Annotated in this window: 25 protein-coding genes; 10 read left to right on the top strand and 15 right to left on the bottom strand. The window is 61.0% G+C overall.

The window, feature by feature from the left end; genetic code table 11:
- Nucleotides 1–95: 95 nt before the first annotated feature.
- The 11 genes from ABFY71_RS14170 to coxB all read right to left on the bottom strand — a co-directional run bounded on the left by ABFY71_RS14170 (nt 96) and on the right by coxB (nt 9,900).
- Nucleotides 96–719 carry a GNAT family N-acetyltransferase gene (locus ABFY71_RS14170; protein WP_347946671.1) on the bottom strand — a complete coding sequence of 208 codons (624 nt, stop codon included), beginning with the start codon at nt 717–719 and terminating at the stop codon, nt 96–98.
- The gene (locus ABFY71_RS14165) at nt 719–1,981 is read right to left on the bottom strand and encodes a M16 family metallopeptidase (protein WP_305579721.1); all 1,263 of its coding nucleotides are present in this window, start codon (nt 1,979–1,981) and stop codon (nt 719–721) included. The genes ABFY71_RS14170 and ABFY71_RS14165 overlap by 1 nt, the downstream gene beginning before the upstream one ends.
- A 52-nt stretch (nt 1,982–2,033) precedes the next feature.
- Nucleotides 2,034–3,428, bottom strand: a complete 1,395-nt coding sequence (thrC, locus tag ABFY71_RS14160; protein WP_347946670.1) for a threonine synthase — start codon at nt 3,426–3,428, stop codon at nt 2,034–2,036.
- A gap of 69 nt (nt 3,429–3,497) precedes the next feature.
- Nucleotides 3,498–4,256, bottom strand: a complete 759-nt coding sequence (locus ABFY71_RS14155) for an SURF1 family protein (RefSeq protein WP_347946669.1) — start codon at nt 4,254–4,256, stop codon at nt 3,498–3,500.
- Nucleotides 4,253–4,606 carry a DUF983 domain-containing protein gene (locus tag ABFY71_RS14150; RefSeq protein ID WP_305579724.1) on the bottom strand — a complete coding sequence of 118 codons (354 nt, stop codon included), beginning with the start codon at nt 4,604–4,606 and terminating at the stop codon, nt 4,253–4,255. The genes ABFY71_RS14155 and ABFY71_RS14150 overlap by 4 nt, the downstream gene beginning before the upstream one ends.
- 64 nt (nt 4,607–4,670) lie before the next feature.
- Nucleotides 4,671–5,507 carry a cytochrome c oxidase subunit 3 gene (locus ABFY71_RS14145; protein ID WP_347946668.1) on the bottom strand — a complete coding sequence of 279 codons (837 nt, stop codon included), beginning with the start codon at nt 5,505–5,507 and terminating at the stop codon, nt 4,671–4,673.
- Between the two features lie 2 nt (nt 5,508–5,509).
- On the bottom strand, nt 5,510–6,076 hold the full coding sequence (locus ABFY71_RS14140; RefSeq protein WP_431021540.1) for a cytochrome c oxidase assembly protein: 567 nt from the start codon (nt 6,074–6,076) through the stop codon (nt 5,510–5,512).
- Nucleotides 6,076–6,258 carry a hypothetical protein gene (locus tag ABFY71_RS14135; RefSeq protein WP_305579727.1) on the bottom strand — a complete coding sequence of 61 codons (183 nt, stop codon included), beginning with the start codon at nt 6,256–6,258 and terminating at the stop codon, nt 6,076–6,078. The genes ABFY71_RS14140 and ABFY71_RS14135 overlap by 1 nt, the downstream gene beginning before the upstream one ends.
- Nucleotides 6,255–7,163: a heme o synthase gene (locus tag ABFY71_RS14130; protein WP_305579734.1), complete on the bottom strand. Its 909-nt coding sequence runs from the start codon at nt 7,161–7,163 to the stop codon at nt 6,255–6,257. Before ABFY71_RS14130 ends, ABFY71_RS14135 begins: the two co-directional genes overlap by 4 nt.
- Before the next feature lie 92 nt (nt 7,164–7,255).
- Complete coding sequence (ctaD, locus tag ABFY71_RS14125; protein WP_347946667.1) at nt 7,256–8,950, bottom strand: cytochrome c oxidase subunit I; 1,695 nt, start codon at nt 8,948–8,950, stop codon at nt 7,256–7,258.
- A 23-nt stretch (nt 8,951–8,973) separates the two neighbouring features.
- Nucleotides 8,974–9,900 (bottom strand): cytochrome c oxidase subunit II, encoded by a 927-nt coding sequence (gene coxB, locus ABFY71_RS14120; protein ID WP_431021539.1) that lies wholly within the window; start codon nt 9,898–9,900, stop codon nt 8,974–8,976.
- A 322-nt stretch (nt 9,901–10,222) separates the two neighbouring features.
- Here coxB and ABFY71_RS14115 point away from each other — a divergent pair, with 322 nt between their 5' ends.
- Both ABFY71_RS14115 and ABFY71_RS14110 read left to right on the top strand, forming a co-directional pair.
- Nucleotides 10,223–10,735: an invasion associated locus B family protein gene (locus ABFY71_RS14115; RefSeq protein WP_431021538.1), complete on the top strand. Its 513-nt coding sequence runs from the start codon at nt 10,223–10,225 to the stop codon at nt 10,733–10,735.
- Nucleotides 10,736–10,751: 16 nt separating this feature from the next.
- Nucleotides 10,752–10,997 carry a PilZ domain-containing protein gene (locus tag ABFY71_RS14110; protein WP_305579730.1) on the top strand — a complete coding sequence of 82 codons (246 nt, stop codon included), beginning with the start codon at nt 10,752–10,754 and terminating at the stop codon, nt 10,995–10,997.
- A 167-nt stretch (nt 10,998–11,164) separates the two neighbouring features.
- On the opposite strand, the gene ABFY71_RS14105 is transcribed toward ABFY71_RS14110, so the two are convergent.
- Entirely contained in the window at nt 11,165–11,425 is a 261-nt protein-coding gene (locus tag ABFY71_RS14105) for a hypothetical protein (protein ID WP_347946665.1), read from the bottom strand.
- 156 nt (nt 11,426–11,581) lie between these two features.
- Between ABFY71_RS14105 and ABFY71_RS14100 the strand changes: the two genes are divergently transcribed.
- From ABFY71_RS14100 to ABFY71_RS14085, 4 genes are read left to right on the top strand one after another with little or no spacing between them, the layout of a single operon-like run.
- Nucleotides 11,582–12,472, top strand: a complete 891-nt coding sequence (locus ABFY71_RS14100) for a LysR family transcriptional regulator (protein ID WP_305577887.1) — start codon at nt 11,582–11,584, stop codon at nt 12,470–12,472.
- 47 nt (nt 12,473–12,519) lie between these two features.
- Nucleotides 12,520–14,133 (top strand): exodeoxyribonuclease VII large subunit, encoded by a 1,614-nt coding sequence (gene xseA, locus ABFY71_RS14095; protein WP_347946664.1) that lies wholly within the window; start codon nt 12,520–12,522, stop codon nt 14,131–14,133.
- 48 nt (nt 14,134–14,181) lie between these two features.
- Nucleotides 14,182–14,403 carry a DUF2093 domain-containing protein gene (locus ABFY71_RS14090; RefSeq protein WP_305577891.1) on the top strand — a complete coding sequence of 74 codons (222 nt, stop codon included), beginning with the start codon at nt 14,182–14,184 and terminating at the stop codon, nt 14,401–14,403.
- A gap of 2 nt (nt 14,404–14,405) precedes the next feature.
- The gene (locus ABFY71_RS14085) at nt 14,406–15,554 is read left to right on the top strand and encodes a glycosyltransferase family protein (protein WP_347946663.1); all 1,149 of its coding nucleotides are present in this window, start codon (nt 14,406–14,408) and stop codon (nt 15,552–15,554) included.
- Between the two features lie 16 nt (nt 15,555–15,570).
- On the opposite strand, the gene ABFY71_RS14080 is transcribed toward ABFY71_RS14085, so the two are convergent.
- Together ABFY71_RS14080 and ABFY71_RS14075 are read right to left on the bottom strand one after the other, a co-directional pair.
- The gene (locus ABFY71_RS14080) at nt 15,571–15,816 is read right to left on the bottom strand and encodes a DUF4170 domain-containing protein (protein WP_347946662.1); all 246 of its coding nucleotides are present in this window, start codon (nt 15,814–15,816) and stop codon (nt 15,571–15,573) included.
- Nucleotides 15,817–15,820: 4 nt separating this feature from the next.
- Nucleotides 15,821–16,672, bottom strand: a complete 852-nt coding sequence (locus tag ABFY71_RS14075) for a 3'(2'),5'-bisphosphate nucleotidase CysQ (protein ID WP_347946661.1) — start codon at nt 16,670–16,672, stop codon at nt 15,821–15,823.
- A gap of 270 nt (nt 16,673–16,942) precedes the next feature.
- Here ABFY71_RS14075 and ABFY71_RS14070 point away from each other — a divergent pair, with 270 nt between their 5' ends.
- A complete protein-coding gene (locus tag ABFY71_RS14070) occupies nt 16,943–17,455 on the top strand; it encodes a DUF6101 family protein (protein ID WP_347946660.1) in 513 nt (170 codons plus the stop codon).
- 129 nt (nt 17,456–17,584) lie between these two features.
- Here ABFY71_RS14070 and ubiA read toward each other — a convergent pair whose 3' ends face one another.
- Nucleotides 17,585–18,517, bottom strand: coding sequence for a 4-hydroxybenzoate octaprenyltransferase (ubiA, locus tag ABFY71_RS14065; protein WP_347946659.1), 933 nt, complete (start codon nt 18,515–18,517; stop codon nt 17,585–17,587).
- Between the two features lie 332 nt (nt 18,518–18,849).
- Between ubiA and ABFY71_RS14060 the strand changes: the two genes are divergently transcribed.
- The 3 genes from ABFY71_RS14060 (at nt 18,850) to ABFY71_RS14050 (ending at nt 21,264) form a co-directional block, all read left to right on the top strand.
- Nucleotides 18,850–19,038, top strand: coding sequence for a hypothetical protein (locus tag ABFY71_RS14060; protein ID WP_347946658.1), 189 nt, complete (start codon nt 18,850–18,852; stop codon nt 19,036–19,038).
- A gap of 41 nt (nt 19,039–19,079) precedes the next feature.
- A complete protein-coding gene (locus tag ABFY71_RS14055; RefSeq protein WP_347946657.1) occupies nt 19,080–19,820 on the top strand; it encodes a 16S rRNA (uracil(1498)-N(3))-methyltransferase in 741 nt (246 codons plus the stop codon).
- Between the two features lie 73 nt (nt 19,821–19,893).
- Entirely contained in the window at nt 19,894–21,264 is a 1,371-nt protein-coding gene (locus ABFY71_RS14050) for a glutamate--cysteine ligase (RefSeq protein ID WP_347946656.1), read from the top strand.
- Nucleotides 21,265–21,344: the final 80 nt, after the last annotated feature.

The raw sequence follows: 21,344 nt of genomic DNA, 5'->3' as shown, positions 1-21,344 counted from the left end.
AGCCGGAAAGGCATCCTCTTGAGGGGAGCGTCCATTAGGTAGCGGGGATTGCAACAGGCGACAAGCTTCCCGCGCTGTGGCGCAATAGCCACACTCTATCCCACGCGCCCGACGAAACTGGCCAGTTCATAGCGTTCCCGGGTCAGACCGAACAGAACATGGTCTTCCCAGCGGCCATTGATCTGCAGATATTTCTCGGCAAAACCCTCTTCGACGAAGCCATTCTTCTCCAGCACCCGGCGCGACGCCTGATTGCCCGGCAGAAAGGCTGCGTGAATGCGGTGCAAGGCAAGGGTATCAAAAACAAAGGGCAGGCAGGTGGCAACCGCCTCGCTCATCAGGCCCTTGCCGGCAAATTGCTGGCCCATCCAATAGCCCAGATTGACGAACTGGGCGGCGCGCCGGCGCACATTGGACAGGGTTATTCCGCCCACCAGGGTCTGCTGGCGCCCGTCAGGCAGGAAGATGAACAGGGAGTAGTCGGTCCCCTCCTCCGCCTCTTCGCGGGCGCGCTTGACCCGCGTGACAAAGACCCGCTGCGCCAGATCGGCCTCGGTCCAGCGGGGTTCGAAAGGGCGCAGAAAATCGCGGCTCCCCCGGCGCAGTGCGTACCACTGCTCGTAATCGGACAGCTGCGGCAGGCGCAGTTGCACAGTCTTGCCCTGCAGGTTGACCAGCGATGTCGGCGACGACCAGGGCCAGAGCATGGCTTTGGCCACTAACGCTTAAGGTGTTCACCAATGGCCTGGACATCGGCGAGATTGCCGATGGGGCCAATGCCGGCCAGGGTGGGTGCGCCCTGGGTGAAGATCTGCTCGGCAATATCCTGGACGCGCCTGGCAGTGATGGCGTTGATGCGGTCCACCGTCTCCTGCATGGGGATGGGGCGGCCCCACAGAATCTGCTGGCGGGCGAGTTGCCCGGCCCGTGCCGAGGGGCTTTCCAGCGACATCAGCAGGCCAGCGCGGATCTGGTTGCGCACGCGGATCACTTCATCTTCGGTGATGCTCTCAGTGGCCCGTTTGAGTTCATCGAGCACAACAGGCACCAGCTCGGCCACTTCGCTTTCGCCGGTAGCTGCCGCGACGCCGAACACGCCGCTGTCGGCAAAAGCCCAGTGGAACGAATATACCGAATAGCACAGGCCGCGCTTCTCCCGGATTTCCTGGAACAGGCGCGAGCTCATGCCGCCGCCCAGAATCGAGGCCAGGACCTGCGCCGCGTAGAACCCGTCAGCATTGTAGGCGCGGCCCTCGAAGCCTACCACGATATGGGCCTGCTCATGATCGGAGACCAGCCGTTCCTGGCCACCCTCATAGGCAGCGCGTTGCGGGGCCGGGGCGCCATTGGGCTTGAGTTCAGCAAAGCGCTCGCGCGCCACATCGACCAGCTCGTCATGGCTGACATTGCCGGCAGCCGCGAGCACCATGTGGTCACCCACATAATTGCGCTTCATGTATTTGCGGATGGTATCGGAGTTGACCTCGCGGACCGAGTCAGCCGTGCCCAGAATGGTGCGGCCGATGGGTTGGCGGGGAAATGCGGCTTCCTGAAACAGGTCGAACACCTGATCGTCCGGATTGTCGCGCGCCGCGCCGATCTCCTGGACGATGACCTGCTTCTCGCGGACCAATTCGTCCTCATCGAACAGGGAATTCTGCAGAATATCGGCAAGGATATCGGCAGCAAGGACAACGTCCTCCTTGAGCACCCGCGCAAAATAGCCAGTATGCTCGATCGAGGTAGCAGCGTTGAGATCACCGCCCACGTTCTCGATGGCTTCAGCGATCTGCAGCGCGTTGCGCGAACTGGTACCCTTGAAGGCCATGTGCTCGAGCAGATGGGAAATGCCATGCTCGGTCTTGCGTTCGGAGCGCGCTCCCGCCTTGACCCAGACGCCCAGCGAAGCACTTTCGAGATGGGACATGTGATCGGTCAGGATCACCATGCCATTGTCCAGGGTCGTTGATTCTACGCTCACTCAGCATTCTCCTCAGGCCCAGCGATCGGATGGCCGCCGGCCCCTCATCTCGCTAGGCAGCGCGCGTACGCGCTGTAATGAAATCTTCAACCGCTTGCTGGTCGTTGGCAAGGACACTGAGGCGTTCCTCGCGCTCATAGAGGTCGCCCAGCCAACTCGGCAGCGCCGGATCAACACCCGAGGCGGCCTTGACGGCGGCAGGGAATTTGGCCGGATGCGCGGTCGCCAGGGTAATCATCGGCGTCGTGCCATGGGGTTGCTGCTGGGCCACGTTCAGGCCCACGGCCGTATGCGGATCGAGCAGATAGTCGGCCGCCTTGAGGGTCTGGGCGATGGTGGCCCGGGTCGCGTCCTCGTCGGTGGTGGCAGCAGCAAAGTCGCGGCGAATGGCCTGCAAGGCCATGTCGGGGACGGCAAAGCCGCCCGATTGCTTGAGGCCATCCATCATCCGCCGCACGGCAGCGGCATCGCGTCCCGCGGCCTCAAACAACAGCCGCTCGAAGTTCGACGAGATCTCGATATCCATTGACGGGCTGATGGTTGGGGCCACGCCGGCCATTTCATAACGGCCGGTGTCCAGGGTGCGGCGCAGAATGTCATTGGCATTGGTGGCGATGATCAGCCTGTCGATGGGCAGGCCCATGGCCTTGGCACAATAGCCAGCAAAGATATCGCCGAAATTGCCGGTCGGCACGGTGAAGCTGACCGGACGGTGCGGCGCGCCCAGTGAAACACCCGCCGTGAAATAGTAGACGATCTGCGCGACGATGCGGCCCCAATTGATCGAGTTTACCCCTGACAGGCGGACGCGATTGCGGAAACCGTGATTGTTGAACATGGCCTTGACGATGTTCTGGCAGTCATCAAACGTGCCCTCGAGGGCAATATTGTGGACATTGGCGTCGAGCACGGTGGTCATCTGCAGACGCTGCACCGGCGAGGTGCGCCCCTGTGGGTGCAGGATGAAGATATCGGTGGTGTCACGACCACGGAAGGCTTCGATGGCAGCCGAACCGGTATCGCCCGAGGTGGCGCCGACAATGGTTGCCTTGAGCCCCCGCTCGGCCAGGATATGATCCATGATCCGGCTGAGGAACTGCATGGCGACATCCTTGAATGCCAGCGTCGGCCCGTGGAACAGTTCGAGCACAAACTGGCCCGGAGCGAGCTCCACCAGCGGCGCTACCGAAGGGTGACGGAACACGGCATAGGAATCGTCGATGATCTGTTTGAGTCTGGCCGGTGCGATCTCGTCGCCGGTAAAGCGGCTGATGATGGCATAGGCGACTTCGGCATAGGATTTGCCCGCAAAGCTGGCGATTTCGTCGGCCCCTATTTGCGGCCAGGACTGGGGTACATAGAGCCCACCATCGGATGCCAGGCCAGCCAGAACTGCGTCAGAGAAGCCGAGCACGGGTGCCCGCCCGCGCGTTGAAACAAACTGCATTGGGGGGAAACGCCCTCTTGGAATTGCCATAACCTAGTGAAATCGGCGTTGAACCGCAAGTTCGCCGCGTCAGTCCCTGCTGCTCGTGCGTTGCCGGAACAACCAGAAGCCAAGCATGACGACAGCGACAATGGCAAAGCCGAACCAGGTGAGGGCGTAGCCCAGGTGGCTATTGGGGAACTCGATCACCGTCTCACCACCCTGGGGTAATTCGCCGGGCGCTCCGGCGGGTAGATCAACATAGAATGGGGCAATTGGCGCCAGCGCAGGGTCGATCATTTCGGCCAGACGCGCCGGATCGCGGACCCATTCAACGCGGTTGGAGGTGTCGGGCGCCGGCGTCATTAAGCCCGCCTTCTCTCCAGAGCGCAGCAGGCCAGTGATGGTCACCGGGACGATATCGCTTTCCGGGTCGGTAACTGCAGCTTCCTGCAGCGCCTCGGGCACAAAGCCACGATTGACGAATACCGTGCCACCATCGGTCAGTACAAACGGGGTCACCACCCAATAGCCGGGGCCGGAGGCGGCGCCGCGAGCGTTGGACAGGCTGGTGAAGACGGTGATTGTCTGGTTGTAGCGGAAGGCGCCGCTCAACGAGACGGGGCGGAAATTGAGGTCGTCCAGATCGAGGCTGGCCCACTGGCTGACCGCAGGCACCTCGACAGGTGGCGCGTCAAGGCGCTGGTCGACGGCTGCAATCAACGCTTCCTTCTCGGCCAGACGCTGCAATTGCCAGACGCCGAGCCAGACGCAGATAGCGGCCAACAGCAGCATCAGCACCACAAATGTGCCGGTCATGACCGATCCGAGGCGACCGCGCTGGCTCATTGGCGCCCCTCATGGGCGTCGTGGCGATATTGCAGGGCCACCAGCACCCCCTTGAAGGGGGGCAACAGCGCCAGCGACAAAACGATCGTGGCGGGAATCCACAGCATCAGGTGGACGAAAGGCGGCGGATTGAAGAGCGCGCCAACCACCATGGCCAGTACGACAATGACGGGCGCGACCAGGAAAATGACGAAGACTGCCGGGCCATCACCACTATCGGCGAAGGACAGGTCCAGCCCACACACCGTGCATTTCGGCGCCAGCTTGAGATACCCGTTGAACAGCTTGCCCTCGCCGCAGCGCGGGCAGCGGCAGAGCAGACCGGCGGTGAACGGCGATGGTTGCGACAAGCTGGCCTCCAAACAGATCGGGGCGCAGCATGTAGCCGCGCCCCGTGCAATCAATCGCGTGAGCCTAGTGGCTGAGCGGCACACCCCAGCTGCCCCAGACATAGATGGAGGCAAACAGGAAAATCCACACCACGTCGACGAAATGCCAGTACCAGGCGGCCAGCTCGAAGCCGACATGGCGCTCCGGCGTGAATTCGCCCCTGACGGCGCGCAGCAGACAGACAGCCAGGAAGATGGTGCCGATGATGACGTGGAAGCCATGCAGGCCCGTCGCCATGAAGAAGGTGGCACCATAAATATTGCCGCTGAAGCTGAAGCCGGCCTGGCTATATTCCAGGGCCTGCACGGCGGTGAACACCACGCCCAGCAATACCGTCAAGGCAAGACCCCATTTGAGGCCCTCACGGTCGTTCTGCAGCAGCGCATGATGCGCCCAGGTGACGGTAGTGCCCGAAGTCAGCAGCAGCAGCGTGTTGAACAGTGGCAGATGGAAGGGGTCGAACAGTTCGACACCAATCGGCGGCCAGACGCCGCCAGTGCCGGCCACGCGGGCATATTGTTCGACGTCGTCGAGGCGGAAGAAGCCGTCGAAATAGGCCCAGAAAAAGCCGAAGAAGACAAAGATTTCCGACGTGATGAACAGGATCATCCCGTAGCGCAGGTGCATCTGCACGACAGGGGTGTGGTCCACGCCGTTATTGGCTTCCTTGATGACGTCGCTCCACCACGCATACATGGTGTACAGCACCGCGGTCAGCCCGATGAAAAACATCCAAGGCGTCCACTGGCGCATCCAGAAAATGATGCCCAGGGCCAGTAAAAACACCGCGACCGACATGACAAACGGCCACGGGCTCGGTTCGACCATGTGATAGTCGTGATTCTTGGCAATTCCAGCCATGGTCAGCTTCCCTCGTTGTCTGAAGCGTAAAAAGTATAAGAGAGGGTGATCTCTTTAACGGTAGCGAGCTCGTGATTGTCATCAAGCTCGGGGTCGATGAAGAAGACGATCGGCATGTCTACGGTTTCGCCGGGCTGCAGCGTCTGCTCGGTGAAGCAGAAGCACTCGATCTTGTTGAAGTAAACGCCAGCCTTGTCCGGAGAGACATTGAAAATGGCATGACCGGTAACCGGCTTGTCCGAATAATTGGTCGCCACGAAATTGACTGTATCGACGGCGCCGATCTTGTCGGTGACCGGACGGGCCGCGATCACCTTCCAAGGCAGGTCACTGGCGACGTTGGAGTCGAAGCCCACCTTCATTTCACGGGCAATAATACCCTTGGGATTCTCTGCCGCGACCTGTGTGGTGCCACCATAACCGGTAACCTGGCAGAATAGCTGGTAGAGCGGTACTGACGCATAAGCCAGTCCCACCATGCCGGCGGCAATGAACAAACCGCTCAGCGCGGTGCGCCGATTGCGACTGCTGGTGCGCGCCGCACTATCATATTGGGTCAAGTCAGCCATCATATTGCCCGATCAAACAGCGCCGGTCCCATCTTGACGATGGTCAGAATGTAGAAAGTGATGGCAAACAGCGCCAAGGCGACACCCAGGGCAATCGCACGGCGACGGCGTAGCTTGGCGCGGGCAGCGGCAACCTCAGGTGTTTCGATCTCGACGGCGCGAATTTCGTCGGGTGCGCTCATGACAGAACTCCTGGCAGGACGCCATATCGCGCCAGCATATTGTCGACCAGCAGCGCCAGGAACAGGACGAACAGATAGCCCAGCGAATAGTTGAACAGCGCGCGCGCCGATTTGCGCATCACGACATCTTCGCCAGTCCGCAACAGCCTCCAGGCCAACACCAGGAAGCCCGCGCCCGACAGCACGGCCACAACAGTGTAGATCAGGCCAGCAAAGCCCAACAGGGTCGGCAGCATGGCAGCGGCGGCCAGCAGCACGGTGTAGATGAGGATCTGTACCTTGGTGTGGGGTACGCCCTTGACGTTGGGCAACATGGGAATACCGGCTGCGCCGTAGTCGCTCTGCTTGTAGAGAGCGAGCGCCCAGAAATGGGGCGGCGTCCACAGGAAGATGATCAGGAATAGCGCGATGCTTTCCAGGGTGATGGTGCCGGTGACGGCAGCCCAGCCCACCATGGGTGGGAAAGCGCCGGCCGCGCCGCCGATGACGATATTCTGCGACGTCGAGCGCTTGAGCCAAACGGTATAGATCACGGCATAAAAGAAGATGGTGAAGGCCAACAGGCCACCAGCGACCCAATTGGTCGCCAGACCCAGCAGTACGACGGAAAATACCGACAGCACGACGCCAAAGATCAGCGCTTCGCCACCCGAAATGCGACCTGCAGGGATCGGGCGATTGATGGTGCGGCTCATAATGGCGTCAATATCGGCATCATACCACATATTGAGCGCACCGGCGGCGCCTGCGCCGATGGCAATGCAAAGCACGGCGATGAAGCCGATCAGCGGGTTGATCCCGCCTGGCGCCACCAGCAGACCAACAATGGCAGTGAACACGACCAGCTGCATGACATTGGGCTTCAGCAGCGCGAGGTAATCCTCCACGCGTGCTTCGCCTGTCATGGCCGATAGATATCTGCTGTCGTCGCTTAAAGCCACGGGCCTTGCTTTCCTTGGGTAACTGGCCGGGCCGCGCGAGCGCGGCCCGGATGCATTCAATGCGCGTTGGTCGATTCGATCGTGGGCAGCGTGGTGAACTGATGGAATGGCGGCGGCGAACTCAGCGTCCATTCCAGCGTCGTTGCGCCGACACCCCAAGGGCTGTCACCAGCAGGGCGCTTCCGCTTGAAGGCTTCCCAGGTCGCGTAGAAGAAGACGATCATTGCGACGAAGGTGATGTAGTAGCCAACCGAGGAGACGCGGTTCCACAGGGCGAAGGCATCCGGATAGTCGATGTAACGACGCGGCATGCCGGCCAGGCCAAGGAAGTGCTGCGGGAAGAAGATCAGGTTCACGCCGACGAACATGACCCAGAAATGCACCTTGGCGAGGGTCTCGTTATACATGTAGCCGAACATCTTGGGGTACCAGTAGTACCATGCCGCGAAGATCGAGAACACGGCACCCAGCGACAGCACATAGTGGAAGTGGGCGACCACGTAGTAGGTGTCATGCAGGGAACGGTCAGCGCCGGCATTGGCGAGCACCACACCGGTCACACCACCAACGGTGAACAGGAAGATGAAGCCGACAGCCCAGAGCATGGGCGACTTGAAGGTGATCGAACCGCCCCACATGGTAGCGATCCAGCTGAAGATCTTGATGCCGGTTGGCACCGCGATCACCATTGTCGCCGCCACGAAGTAGCGCTGCACGTCCAGACTCAGGCCGGTGGTGAACATGTGGTGTGCCCACACGACAAATCCGACCAGACCAATGGCGACCATGGCGTAGGCCATTGCCATGTAGCCAAAGATCGGCTTGCGGCTGAAGGTGGAGACGATGTGGCTGATAATGCCGAAGCCCGGCAGGATCATGATGTACACTTCGGGGTGACCAAAGAACCAGAACAGATGCTGGAACAGGATCGGATCACCACCCTCGGAGGGCTTGAAGAAGGCCGTGCCAAGGTTGCGGTCGGTCAGCAGCATGGTGATGGCACCAGCCAGAACGGGCAGAGCCATGAGCAGCAGGAAGGCAGTCACCAGCACGGACCAGGCGAACAGCGGCATCTTGTGCAGCGTCATGCCCGGGGCGCGCATGTTGAATATGGTGGTGATGAGGTTGATGGCACCCAGAATGGAGCTGATACCGGCGATGTGCAGTGACAGGATCACGAAGTCCATCGCCGGACCCGGATGACCCGTTGTCGCGAATGGCGGGTAGATCGTCCAGCCGCCACCAGCGCCATTGGCACCAGGACCGACACCCTCAACAAACAGGCTGATGACCAGCAGGATGAAAGCTGGCGGCAGCAGCCAGAACGCGATGTTGTTGATGCGCGGGAATGCCGTATCGGGGGCGCCAATCATCAGCGGCGCAAAATAGTTGGCAAAGCCACCCATGGTGGCCGGCATCACGACGAAGAACACCATGATCAGCGCGTGGGCTGTGGTGAACACGTTGTACATGTGCTTGCCCGCATCGAGAGCGGCATCGCCGTCCATGCCATAGGCCATGCCTGCCAGGCCGTGGAAGATCTGAATGCCAGGCTCCTGCAGCTCCATGCGCATGACGCCGGACAGCAATCCACCGACAACGCCAGTGAAGATAGTGAACACCAGGTACATCAGGCCGATGTCCTTGTGATTGGTCGAGAAGACCCAACGACGCCAGCCGGTCGGCGTATGCGCGTGGCTCGCGCTGTCGTGTCCGGTAGCGTGAGCCTGGAGGTGAGCGGTATCGGTCATATGATTATCCTCTGAGCCCTGGTCTACTGCACTGCGGCAAGAGTGGCATTGGCGGCGGTGTAGTCGCCCCCTTCAAACGCCGCCATGTAGGTGGCAAATTCTTCTTTCGTGACGACGCGCACCGCGATTGGCATGAAGGCATGGTCCTTGCCGCACAGTTCCGAGCACTGACCGTAGAAAATGCCCGTTTCACGGGAGTTAAACCAGGTTTCGTTGAGGCGACCGGGCACAGCGTCAATCTTGATGCCGAACGACGGGACAGCAAAAGCATGAATCACACCTTGCGGATCGGCGGTGACCTGCAAGCGCACTGTCGTATCGACCGGCACGACAAGTTCGCTGTCCACAGCGAGCAGACGCGGCTGGGCCGGCTTGGTCGCGGTCCGGTCATCTTCCTGCAGCATCAGCGAGCTGAATTCGAGGCCCTGGTCGACATACTGGTAATCCCAGTACCACTGCTGGCCTGTCGCCTTGACGGTGAGTTCAGGCGCAGGAACGTCAACCTCGCCGAACGAGAAGATATTGGAGCCGAGATATTTGCGCTCGCCATCGGGCACGGTCAGCTGGTCGGACAGCACGCCGAATGAGGGGATGGCGATGACGATCAGGATGATGATGGGCAATACGGTCCAGACGACCTCGACCATCGTATTGTGGGTGAAGCTGGCTGGCGTCGGATTGCGCTTGGCGTTGAAGCGGAAGGCCATCCACAGCAGCAAAGCCAGCACAAACACCACGATCAGGCTGATCGTCCACATCAGAATGCCATCATGGAAGCTGACAATGGAGTCCATGACCGGCGTTACCGAACGCTGCAAATGGATCTGTCCGGGCGCGGCATAGCCGGTTGGCTCAACAGGCGCGTCCTGGGCCAGGGCAATAGCCGGGGCCAGCGCAACTGCGGCGGCCACGACGGCGCCCACCTTTTTCAAGAACTGACCGATCACCATTAAACCCCTGTGTCGACTGCAATTGGTGCATCCGCACCGGGATTGAGTTGCGATGACAGCGGCATAGAAAACGCCGCCCCGACTCAACCTCGGAGCGAAAACTCTTCCAGAGACCTAAATCATATTGAAACCGGCAAGTCCATTACCACAACTGACCTGCGCTGCGTCATAATGCGCGCCAGGAGAGGCCGGCTCGCCTCATCCACGCCGCAGTTTCGCCCATATAACCCTTGCAAATCCGGGGTTTGGTTGACTTGGGCGCCAGCCTGTCGGAAATAGTCAGAGCCTTGAGTAGACGCACGATTCGGCGGGAGTATCGATATTGAAGCGGATTCTAAAACGCCATATCGCCGGCATTGGTCTGGCCATCCTCACAATCGCCGCCGGTGGCAGTGCTGTGTTGGCCCAGGGCGTGGTGCGCGCGCAGCACGGTGACTGGCAGATGAGCTGCGATACCCCACCAGGGGCCAGCTTCGAGCAATGCGCCCTGATTCAGAACGTGCTGGCCGAGGATCAGCCCAATGTTGGTCTCTCGGTCATTATCCTGCGTACCGCCGATCGAGAGGCGCGGCTGTTGCGCATCCTTGCGCCGCTCGGCGTGTTGCTGCCCAACGGACTGGGCCTGAATGTCGATGGTCAGGACATGGGACGGGTGGCTTTTGTGCGCTGCCTGCCCAATGGCTGCGTGGCCGAGGTCGTTCTTGATGACACTTTGATCGAGACATTGACGAGCGGTACCAGCGCCATCTTCGTGGTATTCAAGACGCCTGAAGAAGGCATTGGTATTCCAGTCTCGCTTAACGGGCTGAAAGACGGGTTTGAGCAACTCCCCTAAGGGATGAGACAATCTGATGTCAGTCGAACGCCGCGCCACGATCCGACACCGCGTCCTCAAGGGCGGCCGCATTGTTACCAATGCCGGTTACTCGACCTATGACTGCACGGTGCGCAGCCTGTCAGATGGCGGCGCCCGCTTGAAGATCGCCAGCAGCGTTGGCGTGCCTGACAGTTTTGAGCTGGTTATGGATGACGGTCGAAAGTTCGACTGCCAGGTTGCCTGGCGTACAGCGCTCGAAATCGGCGTGAAATTCATCTGATCATGAAAAAAGCCGGACAGGTGCAAGCACCGTCCGGCAAGTCATCAGGAAACGGATCGGCGGCAAAACCGGTCCGGGAGATGGTACGCGCTGGCAAAAGCGAGACGTACCAACCTTGGGGCGCCGGCCCGCAAAACCGCGGGCGGCGCAAACTTGTTCAGGCTGGCCTAAAAACGGGCGTTGCGGGCCCGGGCGGCATTGAGCACATGCTCGGTGCCGACATAGCGTGGCGCCTTGATCGCGGCCTGAATATCGGCGCGCGTAATGCCCAGATCGGCGAGACGGGCCTGATCGAGCTCAAGCATGGTTGTCAGGGCATTGCGACGGGCGCGCGCCGCTTTCGCCTGGGCGACCCAGCGCGTAAACGCGGCAAATGGACGGTGCGAGGCGGCCGCAAGTGACCGCTCGCTGAACAGCGAGATAGCCATGATATGTCTCCAGACAATGTGGTGTGCCGAGCGCGGGGCCGGCGGTGCGGGCGCCGTGTAGTCGGGTGCCTGTGATCAATGAATACGCCTCTGGACATTCATTCGTCCAACAAATAGATTTCATCTAATTCATCAATTTGAGTGATGTGAGGGGCTATGGCCGCACCGCTTGATCTGGACCAGCTGCAAAGCTTCTGTGCCATTGCCGATTGCGGCAGCTTCACCGAGGCGGCGCGGCGGGTGAACAAGACCCAGTCGGCCGTCTCCATGCAAATCAAGCGGCTCGAAGAGCGGCTGGGGCAGTCTTTGTTGGCTCGCGACGGCCGCAGCGTGACGCTGACCGTGCATGGCGAGGCGCTCTATGCCCGCGCACGCAAGATGCTGCGCACCAATGCCGAGATCATGGACCACTTCTCCGATGGCGTATTGGCGGGGTCGATCCGCTTCGGCGTGCCGGACGACTATGCGGTGCGGCTGCTGCCCGTCATTCTGTCGAGCTTTCAGCGCACCCATCCCAAGATCGCCGTGGATGTCGCCTGCATGGCCTCGGAGGAGCTGCTGAACGGTATGCGGGTCGGGCGCTATGACCTGATCGTTTTCACCCAGGGCACCGAACAGAATTACGGGGAGCTGTTCCGCACCGAGAAGATGCACTGGGTGACGTCGCATGGCGGACGGGCTCTCGCCAGCGAGCCGATAGCCATTGCCTGCGGTCCGTCATGCTGCATCTGGCGCAAGGACGCGCTCGAAGCCCTCGATCGCACCGGCAAGGACTATCGCATTGCCTATACGTCCTCGAACGCCACGGCGATTTCGAGCGCGGTGCTCTCGGATCTGGCTATCGGCTTTCTACCCGAAAGCGCACTGCAGCCGGGCATGCGGGTGATAAATGACGATGTCGGCCTGCCGCGGCTGGGCGATGCGCAGATCGCCCTCATGCGAGCCAGCCACGCCTATGGCGGCATCTATGACGCGCTGGCCAGCCATATCGTTCAGTCGATGGGCAATCTCGAAACCGCCCTGCCCGACGCAGAAGCTGCGGAGTAAGCCGGCTCGGGTCTTGACCTGCCCGGGCCGATGTCGCACCAACGGTCATGGCCGACATTCTTACCAATGCCACCGAGTTCAGCGTCAGCGAGATCGCTCAGGCGGTCAAACGCACCGTCGAGGACGAATTTGGCCATGTGCGGGTGCGCGGCGAAATTTCCGGCTTTCGCGGCCAGCACTCGTCGGGCCACGCCTATTTCACCCTGAAGGATGAAAACGCGGCTATCGACGCGGTCGTGTGGAAGGGCAATTACAGCAAGCTGACCTTCAAACCCCAGGAAGGACTCGAAGTCATCGCCACCGGGCGCCTGACCACCTTCCCACGCTCGTCCAAATATCAGATCGTTATCGACAATATCGAACCAGCCGGGGCCGGCGCGCTGATGGCGCTGCTCGAAGAGCGCAAGCGCAAGCTGCAAGCCGAAGGGCTGTTTGCGCGTGAACGCAAAAGACCCCTGCCCTATCTGCCGCGCGTGATTGGCGTCATCACCTCACCCACGGGCGCGGTGATCCGCGATATCCTGCACCGCCTGGCCGATCGTTTTCCCAGCCACGTCATGGTGTGGCCCGTACGCGTACAGGGCGAGACTTGCGCGACCGAAGTCGCCGCCGCCATTGAAGGCTTTAATGCCATGCTGCCCGGCGGGACCATGCCGCGACCCGATCTGCTGATTGTGGCGCGGGGTGGCGGTTCAATCGAAGACCTGTGGGGCTTCAACGAAGAAGCTGTGGTGCGGGCCGTCGCCGCCAGCGGCATTCCGATTATTTCAGCGGTCGGGCATGAGACCGACACCACCTTGATCGATTACGCTGCCGACATGCGCGCGCCCACACCGACGGCCGCCGCCGAAGCCGCCGTGCCGGTGCGAACCGAGCTGATCGGCTATGTCGATGATCTGGGGGGCCGCCAGCGCCAAGCCACGCGACGCGTTACTGCGACGGCACGGGACCGCTTGCGTGCTGCCGTGGCCGGCCTGCCCCGGGCGAGCGATCTGGTGGCACTGCAACGCCAGCGGCTCGACTACGCCGCCGCCAATTTGCTGGGCAATCTGCGCCATTCGGTGCAGTCATCGCGCGTCCATTTCTCGCGGCTTGATTCCCGATTTGCGCCGCGCCTGCTGCATGGCCAACGCCAGGAGGGCACCGAACGGTTGCGCAACTTGTCGTTGCGCGCGGAAACGGGGTTGCGCAAGACCGTGGATCGCACCCGCCTCACTTTTGATCCGCGCGCCGCGCTGCTGGGAACGGCGATAGCGCGGCTGCTCGAACGCAAGCAGGCCCAGTGGCTGGGTGTCGGGCACAAAATCTCGCCAGTTGCACTGGGGACTGAATTGCGCCACGCGCGCAGCCTGTTGACGCCAATGTCGTCGCGGCTGCGCAGTGGCATGACAGTGCGCTTGAGTGACTGCCGCAAGGCGCTGAGCCAAGCTGACAAGATGCTGGCGTCGCTGAGCTACAGAAACGTGCTGGCGCGCGGCTACGCCGTCATAAAGGACGCCGACGGTAATCTGGTCCAAGAACGGGCCGGACTCAGCCCCGGCGATGCGGTGGCCATCGAATTTGCTGACGGCGCAGTTCCGGCAACAATTGCTGGTAGTCCGGTAATCAAGAAAAAGCCACGTGGCCAACAGGATAATGGCAGTCAGGAAAGCCTCTTTTGATCCGCAGCATTGGGCGCTATATCGATACCTAGTTTAAGGACTTTCATGATGAACCTTTTCGACAAGGGCCTTGGGCCCACCGAAGCGGTGATCCGTTATCTTGATGGCGATTACGTCGTCCTCAAGCCGGGCAGTTTTGCCCGTTGCGCCATCACCGGCAAGCCTATTCCCCTTGATGAACTATTTTACTGGAACGTCGATCGTCAGGAAGCCTATGCCGATGCTGCCGCGGCGCATACGGCGTTCGCCCGGTTTGGCCTGGACGCCTGATGGTGCCGGAAGCGTCTGTCCGCCGCCGTCGTTTCCTGTTCATATCCAATGGTCACGGCGAAGACTGGATTGCCGCGGCCATTATTGCGCGCCTGCCAAAAACCACTGAAGTTGAAGCCTATCCGATGATCGGCGCCGGCAATGCCTTTACCGGGATCTGTCCGATTGTCGGGCCCCGCGCTACGCTGGCCTCTGAAGGCTGGCGCAATGTCAAAGGCTCACTGCAACGCGACCTGGCCAATGGCGGGCTGAAGACCGTGCCACCAGCCCTGCGTTTCTTGCGCAGGATCCGCGGCAAATATGAGCGCGTTGTCGTGGTGGGTGATGTCACCGGTGTGCTGGCGGCCTATGCCACCGGACATCGCGATCTGATCTATCTGGACGTCTACAAGACCGGCGCGGCGCGGCTGTATTCGGCCGCTGAGCGATTTGTCATCAAACGCGCCTGCAGGACGGTGTTCTGTCGGGCCGACAGCCTGGCGCAATCGCTGGAGAGTGTCGGCGTCGATGCCCGCTCGGCGGGCAATGTGATGATGGATACGGTTCCCCATGGTAATTACGACGCCCAGGCGCGTCGCAGCCGACGGCTGGGTGTGACGCTGCTGCCAGGCAGTCGCGCGTTGACCGCCGAGAGTTTTGAGTTGCAGATAGATGCCCTGCGCACCCTGCCGATCGATGAGCGGCCCGATATCTTTCTGGCCGTCGCCGGCGGTATCAATATTGACGATCTGGCCAAAAAGACCGGGTTGCGGCGCAGTCATATGCTGAGCGCGGAATCGGATGATCTGGGCGAGTTGACCGATGGCGAACTGACCGTTCAGATGGCGCGGGGTGGGGCGATGGGCAATCTTCTGGAGGCGTCCGATGTGGTGCTGTCGCAGGCTGGCACTGCAACCGTACAGGCGCTGGGGCTGGGCAGACCGGCGGTGACCTTCGTCAACCAACGCGACCGCCGCTCACGATTCAACGATGAGCAGAAGCTGTTTGGTGATGCGCGCACCGTGGTATCGGCAGATGCCGGGGCCATCGGCGCCGCACTGCGTAACCTGCTGGGGGACGACGAGGAGCGGCGGCGGCAGGCCAATATTGGCCGCCAACGAATTGGCGGCCCGGGCGCGATGCAGGCAATTCTGGACGTGCTCGAGACCTGACTGAGGCCTAGATCCGTTACCTCTTGTCGGACTGCGGGTCGAGCAGACGGTGCAGGTGCACAATGAAATAGCGTGTCTGGGCGCTATCAACGGTCATCTGTGCCTTCTGCTTCCAGGCGACGAGCGCAGCAGCATAGTTCGGATACAGTCCCACAATGTCGACCTTGTCGAGATCGGCAAAGGTAATGCCTTCGATACTGGACAGTTCGCCGCCGATCACCAGGTGCAGCAATTGTTCTTGGGGGACGTTCTTATCAGCCATCGGTTCAGATCCGTTCATCGGTGGACGTTTGCGATACGGCGGACGCTTCATCGGCAGGGCAGCCATAGACCGTGATCAGCGCCGCATGGAGCAGGGGTTTTAGGCTCATGTCGCCCAGCGCCGCAACCGCCCCGTGGCGGATATCGCGTTTGTTGAAGCGGGGGAACCCACAGCAGACATCGGCAATGTCGATGCCGCACTCGTCCAGAATGACCGTTGCGGCGGCGATATCCCAGTCCTGACTGCCGCGGCGGCTGACCACCGCATCGAGCGTGCCGGTGGCTACCTGGACCAGCCGATAGGCCAGGGAAGGATAATAGGGGCCACGCGTATAATTGAGTCCGGCATCCTGCAATTGTTGATGCACAGCACCAGCGGCGGGAATAACCGGGGGCGATCCGGGACGGCGGCGGCGCCGGATAGGCTGGCCATTGAGCCGGGCACCCCCTCCCCTGACCGCCTCATAGAGTTCGTCGCGCATGGGGGCGTAAACGACCCCGGCCACAGCGACCCCGTTTTCCACCACCGCCAGACACACCGTCCAGCTATCCTCACCGCGCAGGAAGCCACGCGTCCCGTCGATCGGATCGACCACGAACACGCGCTCGCAATTCAATCGTGAAGGATTGTCCGTGGTTTCTTCGCTCAACCAGCCATAGGTCGGGCGCGCCTGCAGCAGCGTCGCGGCCAGATAGCGATCCACCAGGATGTCGGCTTCGCTTACCGGAGAGGCATTTTCCTTGTTCCAGCTCTTTACATCACGCCTGAAGAAGCCAGTGGCAATGATGCCCGCTGCCACCGCGGCAGTGCGGAGCAGTTCAAGATCGTCGGCGTGGGAGGTGGGCGGAACGGGCATATTCCGGGCCTTTTAGGCTTGCCCCGGAGTTTGGACAAGGGGGGCTCGGCGCGCCTTCGCCAGCGCGCCAAATGTGGCAGCGTTAACAGCCCCACACCGGGCGGGGTTAACCGGTTGCTACTGGGTGCAACGTCCTGCTAACCCTCTCGAAAAACAAGATAAACTTAACCCAACCGATTAAGGAGCCAGGTAAGTTCGGCGGGTATGTTGAGCCTATAAAAGAGGGCACCAAAAATCAGCTCTCGAGGTTGACAGGAAGGCGAATTCACAATGGTTCATGGTTTTGCGTTGGAAGGATCGTCGGTCGTCCTGGCATTCGGCAAGCCCGCAGTTGCGGAGCGCCGGTTCGTTGCCGCCAACGACAACGGCCCCCGGGACCCGGTCAAAACGGTCACGATCCGCCGCATGCTTGAACAGAGCGGCGTGGCGATCAAGATCAAGGTGCCGGTCACCGAGTTCATCGGTGTTGCCGTGGCAACGGCGCTGTCGGAAGACGGCGTGCTGACCAGTTCGATCGAGCTGGTCCATTCCGACAGCGCGCTGAACTACCGTGTGTTCGAAGAAGAGGGCAACCACAGTGTCGTCGCTGAATGGCAGAACTGGGGCAAGAAGCTGCGCCTGCCGCTGTTCATCAAGGCCGGCGACGGCGCCTATATGCCCTATAGCCAGCAGGTCGATGGCGTCATGGTCGGCAATAGTCAGAGCCGCCGCAAGCTGGTTGCCGAAGCTGGTCGCCGCCCGCGTTTTCTCAACCGCCGCAAGCCCGGCCAGCTTGACGCCTGAGTTTTTCTACACCTCCAAGTGACGTCAAAAAGGGTTGACCGGTGGTGCGGTCAACCCTTTTGGCGTTAGTACAATGTTAACATTGAGCACCACTTTTGTGACCCAAACGGCGCCTGAGGCGAACGCTGCCTACCACACCCAGTCGGCCAGCATGGCCAGCACCAGCGCGATGCCGACATAGTGGTTGGATTTGAACCGGGCCAGTGCATTGCCCTCGACTTCGGCGTCGAGGGTCTGCACCTGCCAGGCCAACAGGCCGGCGGCTACCAGCGAGAACACGGCAAAGACGATACCGGCACCGGCCAGGGTGGCGGCAGCGAGCCACAGCACATAGGCAGCGGCATAGAACCCCGACACAATCAGGCGGGCCTTGCTGCCAAACAGCAGCGCAGTGGATTTGACGCCGATCAGCGCGTCGTCCTCCACATCCTGCAGCGCGTAGATCGTGTCATAGCCGATGACCCAGAGGATGGTGCCGAAATAGGCGAGCAGCGCCGGCATGGCCAGGCCGGCGCTTTGCGAACTCCAGCCGACCAGCGCGCCATAGGAGAAGGCCAGGCCGAGGAATAGCTGGGGCCACCAGGTGATGCGCTTCATGAAGGGATAGATCGCCACCAGAACCAGCGAGGCCACCCCGGCCAGCACGGTGAAGCGATTGAACTGGAACAGCACGACCGAGGCCAGCAGAGCCTGGGCGACAAGAAAAGCCAGCGCATCGCGGCTGGTGACGGCCCCCGAAGGTATCGGCCGCGAGCGGGTGCGGGCGACCTGCATATCGATGTCGCGATCGACAATATCGTTGAAGGTGCAACCGGCGCCGCGCATCAGCACCGCGCCAATCAGCATCATAATGGCCGCCGGAAAATCAAAGCCGCGTTCCGGCTTGGCGATCGCCGCCAATCCCAGGCCCCAGGTGCAGGGCCAGAACAGCAGCCAGAAGCCGATGGGCCGATCCCAGCGCGCCAGCCGCGCATAGGGCTTGAGCCAGTCGGGGAAGTAGCGATCAACCCAATTGCCCGATTGGGCATCGGCGACGCTCTGGGGCTGGTTGGCATCCGACATGGTGGGCTCCTTGTCCGCATTCTTCTCGCTGGCGCGGAGAATCTGATGGAATTTTTAGCAGAGATAGGTGCCGGGGTGACATCTGCCGAAAAAAATATGGAAATATATCCCGCGAGAATACGACCAAGCTTTGCACCAGTTATGCACAAAACTCGATTCTGGCGCTCCCCAGAAACGGCCTGCCCCAGCAAGAATAATTACCCGCTATCCCCGGTGTTAACAGAGTTAACCGCTAGGGAGAGATGAGTGCCAACCATTGGTGACTTAAACCGAGACATGGCTGAGCGGCGACACTTATTCACGAGTATCACTGAGTCACGAAGGAGCTTGATATGGGCGATCTGATCGAATTTGAATCCGGCTTGCAGCGGAAGGGCGACAAATGTCAGGAACTATATTTCGCGTTTCGCTTGGCACGCGAAAAGGCAGATCTGACCCGAAGGTTGGATGACGACGTAGCCGCCTGTAAAGCTTGGGCGGATTGGGCAGAAGAGTACTTTGAAATAAGTCGGCGTGCATAACGGCGATGACAAAAGCGTCATCACGATGGTATCTGCGACGCATGCCCCGCACCCATGCCAATCTGCCGCGCCTTTATGTTGAACCCGATCTGACCGCTGGCGGACAGCTGACGCTGGGCAAGGAGCAGTCGATGTATCTGGCCGCCGTGCTGCGCAAGAGCGTGGGCGATGAGGTGGTGCTGTTCAATGGGCGCGATGGTGCCTGGCGCTGCGCGCTGACCAGCGATTCCAAGAAGTCGGTGGGGCTCGAACTGGTCGAGCAGATCGCCGAACAGACGCCGGTTTCGGATCTCTGGTATGGTTTTGCACCGCTGAAAAGCGAGCGTCTCGACTATGTAATCCAGAAGGCTGTCGAAATGGGCGTGGGCACCATTCAGCCGGTACTGACCCGTCGCACCCAGGTCAGCCGTCTCAAGCATGAGCGGCTGGTGGCCAATGCCATTGAGGCGGCCGAACAATGCGAAGTCCTCAGCGTTCCCCGCGTTGAGCCGGAAATTACCCTGGAACGCCTGCTCGATGGCTGGCCGGTCGAGCGACAGCTGATCGTGGCTGACGAAGGCGCGGCGTCTGCCTCGCCGGTCGAGGCGGTGAGCGCGCTGAGGGGCAAGCCCGTGGGCCTGCTGATTGGGCCTGAGGGTGGATTTTCCGAGGAGGAACGGGCAAAGTTGCTCGGCTTGCCTTATGTGGCGCCGATTAGCCTGGGACCCCGCATCTTGCGCGCCGACACGGCAGCGGTGGCCGGCTTGGCGGTAATTCAAGCAATCATCGGCGATTGGCGATAAAAGGCGATTGCATTCGGCTTGCGCGGCGCTATGTTCCGCCCATCATTTTCCCCTCCTAGACCGAGGATACTTCATGGCCGGCGCCGATAGCTACAGCCCTCTGATCGAATCGCGTGCCGACCTGATTGAGGCTATGGCGCGCGGGTGCAAACCCGAGAGCGAATGGCGCATTGGCACCGAACACGAAAAGCATGTGTTCCACACCAATCCGCTGCGGCCAGTGGCCTATGAGGGTCCCAATGGCATTCGCGCCCTGCTGGACGGCATCCAGGCAGAGACCGGTTGGCATCCATTCTATGACGGCGACAATGTCATCGGCCTGCGCAATGACGAGATCGCGGGCGGGATTTCGCTGGAGCCCGGCGGGCAGTTCGAACTGTCGGGATCGCCGCAAATCGACCTGCATGCCTCAGCGGCCGAGTTGGCCGACCATATGGCGGTCAGCAAGAAGGTCGCCGGCCCGCTCGACATCCATTTCCTGGGCCTGGGCGTTACGCCGCTGTGGTCGGTCGAGGAAATCTGCTCGATGCCCAAATCACGCTACGCCATCATGAAACCCTATATGGAAAAGGTCGGCACGCTGGGCACCTCGATGATGTTCCGCTCGGCGACGGTGCAGGCCAATCTGGATTTTTCCAGTGAAGCCGACATGGTCAAGAAGCTGCGCGTGGCGGTGGCCTTGCAGCCGGTCGCCACCGCGCTGTTTGCCAACTCCCCGTTCGCTGATGGTCGCGACACCGGCTATCTCAGCTTTCGCAGCCACATCTGGCTCAACACCGATGACGCGCGCACCGGCATGCTGCCCTTCGCCTTCGAGGAGGGCTTCGGCTTCGAGCAATATGCCGACTACGCGTTGGATGTGCCGATGTATTTCGTGGTCCGCGATGGTAATTATGTCAATGTGGCTGGCGAGAGCTTCCGGGCCTTCCTGCGCGGCGAACTGAGGCAGTTGCCGGGCGAAAAACCCACCATCAAGGATTGGGAAGACCACCTTTCGACGATTTTCCCCGAAGTGCGCCTCAAGCAGTTCCTGGAAATGCGCGGCGGCGATATGGGCGACGAAAGATCGGTGACGGCGCTGTCAGCGTTCTGGACCGGGTTGCTGTACGACGCCGTATCGCTTGAAGCCGCCTATGAGTTGATCGCGCCATGGACCCAGTCGGAGCGCGAGGATATGCGCCACGAGGTACCGCGACTGGGACTGATGACGCCGTTTGAGCGGACCAATGTCTATGATTTTGCGGCGCAGGCGGTGGGCATCGCCCAGGCAGGTCTGGTCCGCCGCAATCGCCTGAACGCCAAGGGTGAGGATGAGACCATACACATGGCGCCGCTGGAAGAAACCATCCGCCTGTCAAAATCCCCGGCGGAGCGCTGGCTCGACAAGTTCCATGGCGAATGGAATGGCGACCTGACTCGCGTGTTCATCGAAGCCGAGATGTAGGGGCGGCTGCCTGGTCACAATTGTGACCGCTCGCCCTTGCACCCTCAGCCGTGCTGGTGCATCACGCGCACAACAAGCGC

Origin of the sequence: Devosia alba, from assembly GCF_039938915.1 — a bacterium.
GTDB lineage: Bacteria > Pseudomonadota > Alphaproteobacteria > Rhizobiales > Devosiaceae > Devosia > Devosia alba.
This window is presented reverse-complemented; position numbering and strand designations above follow the sequence as displayed.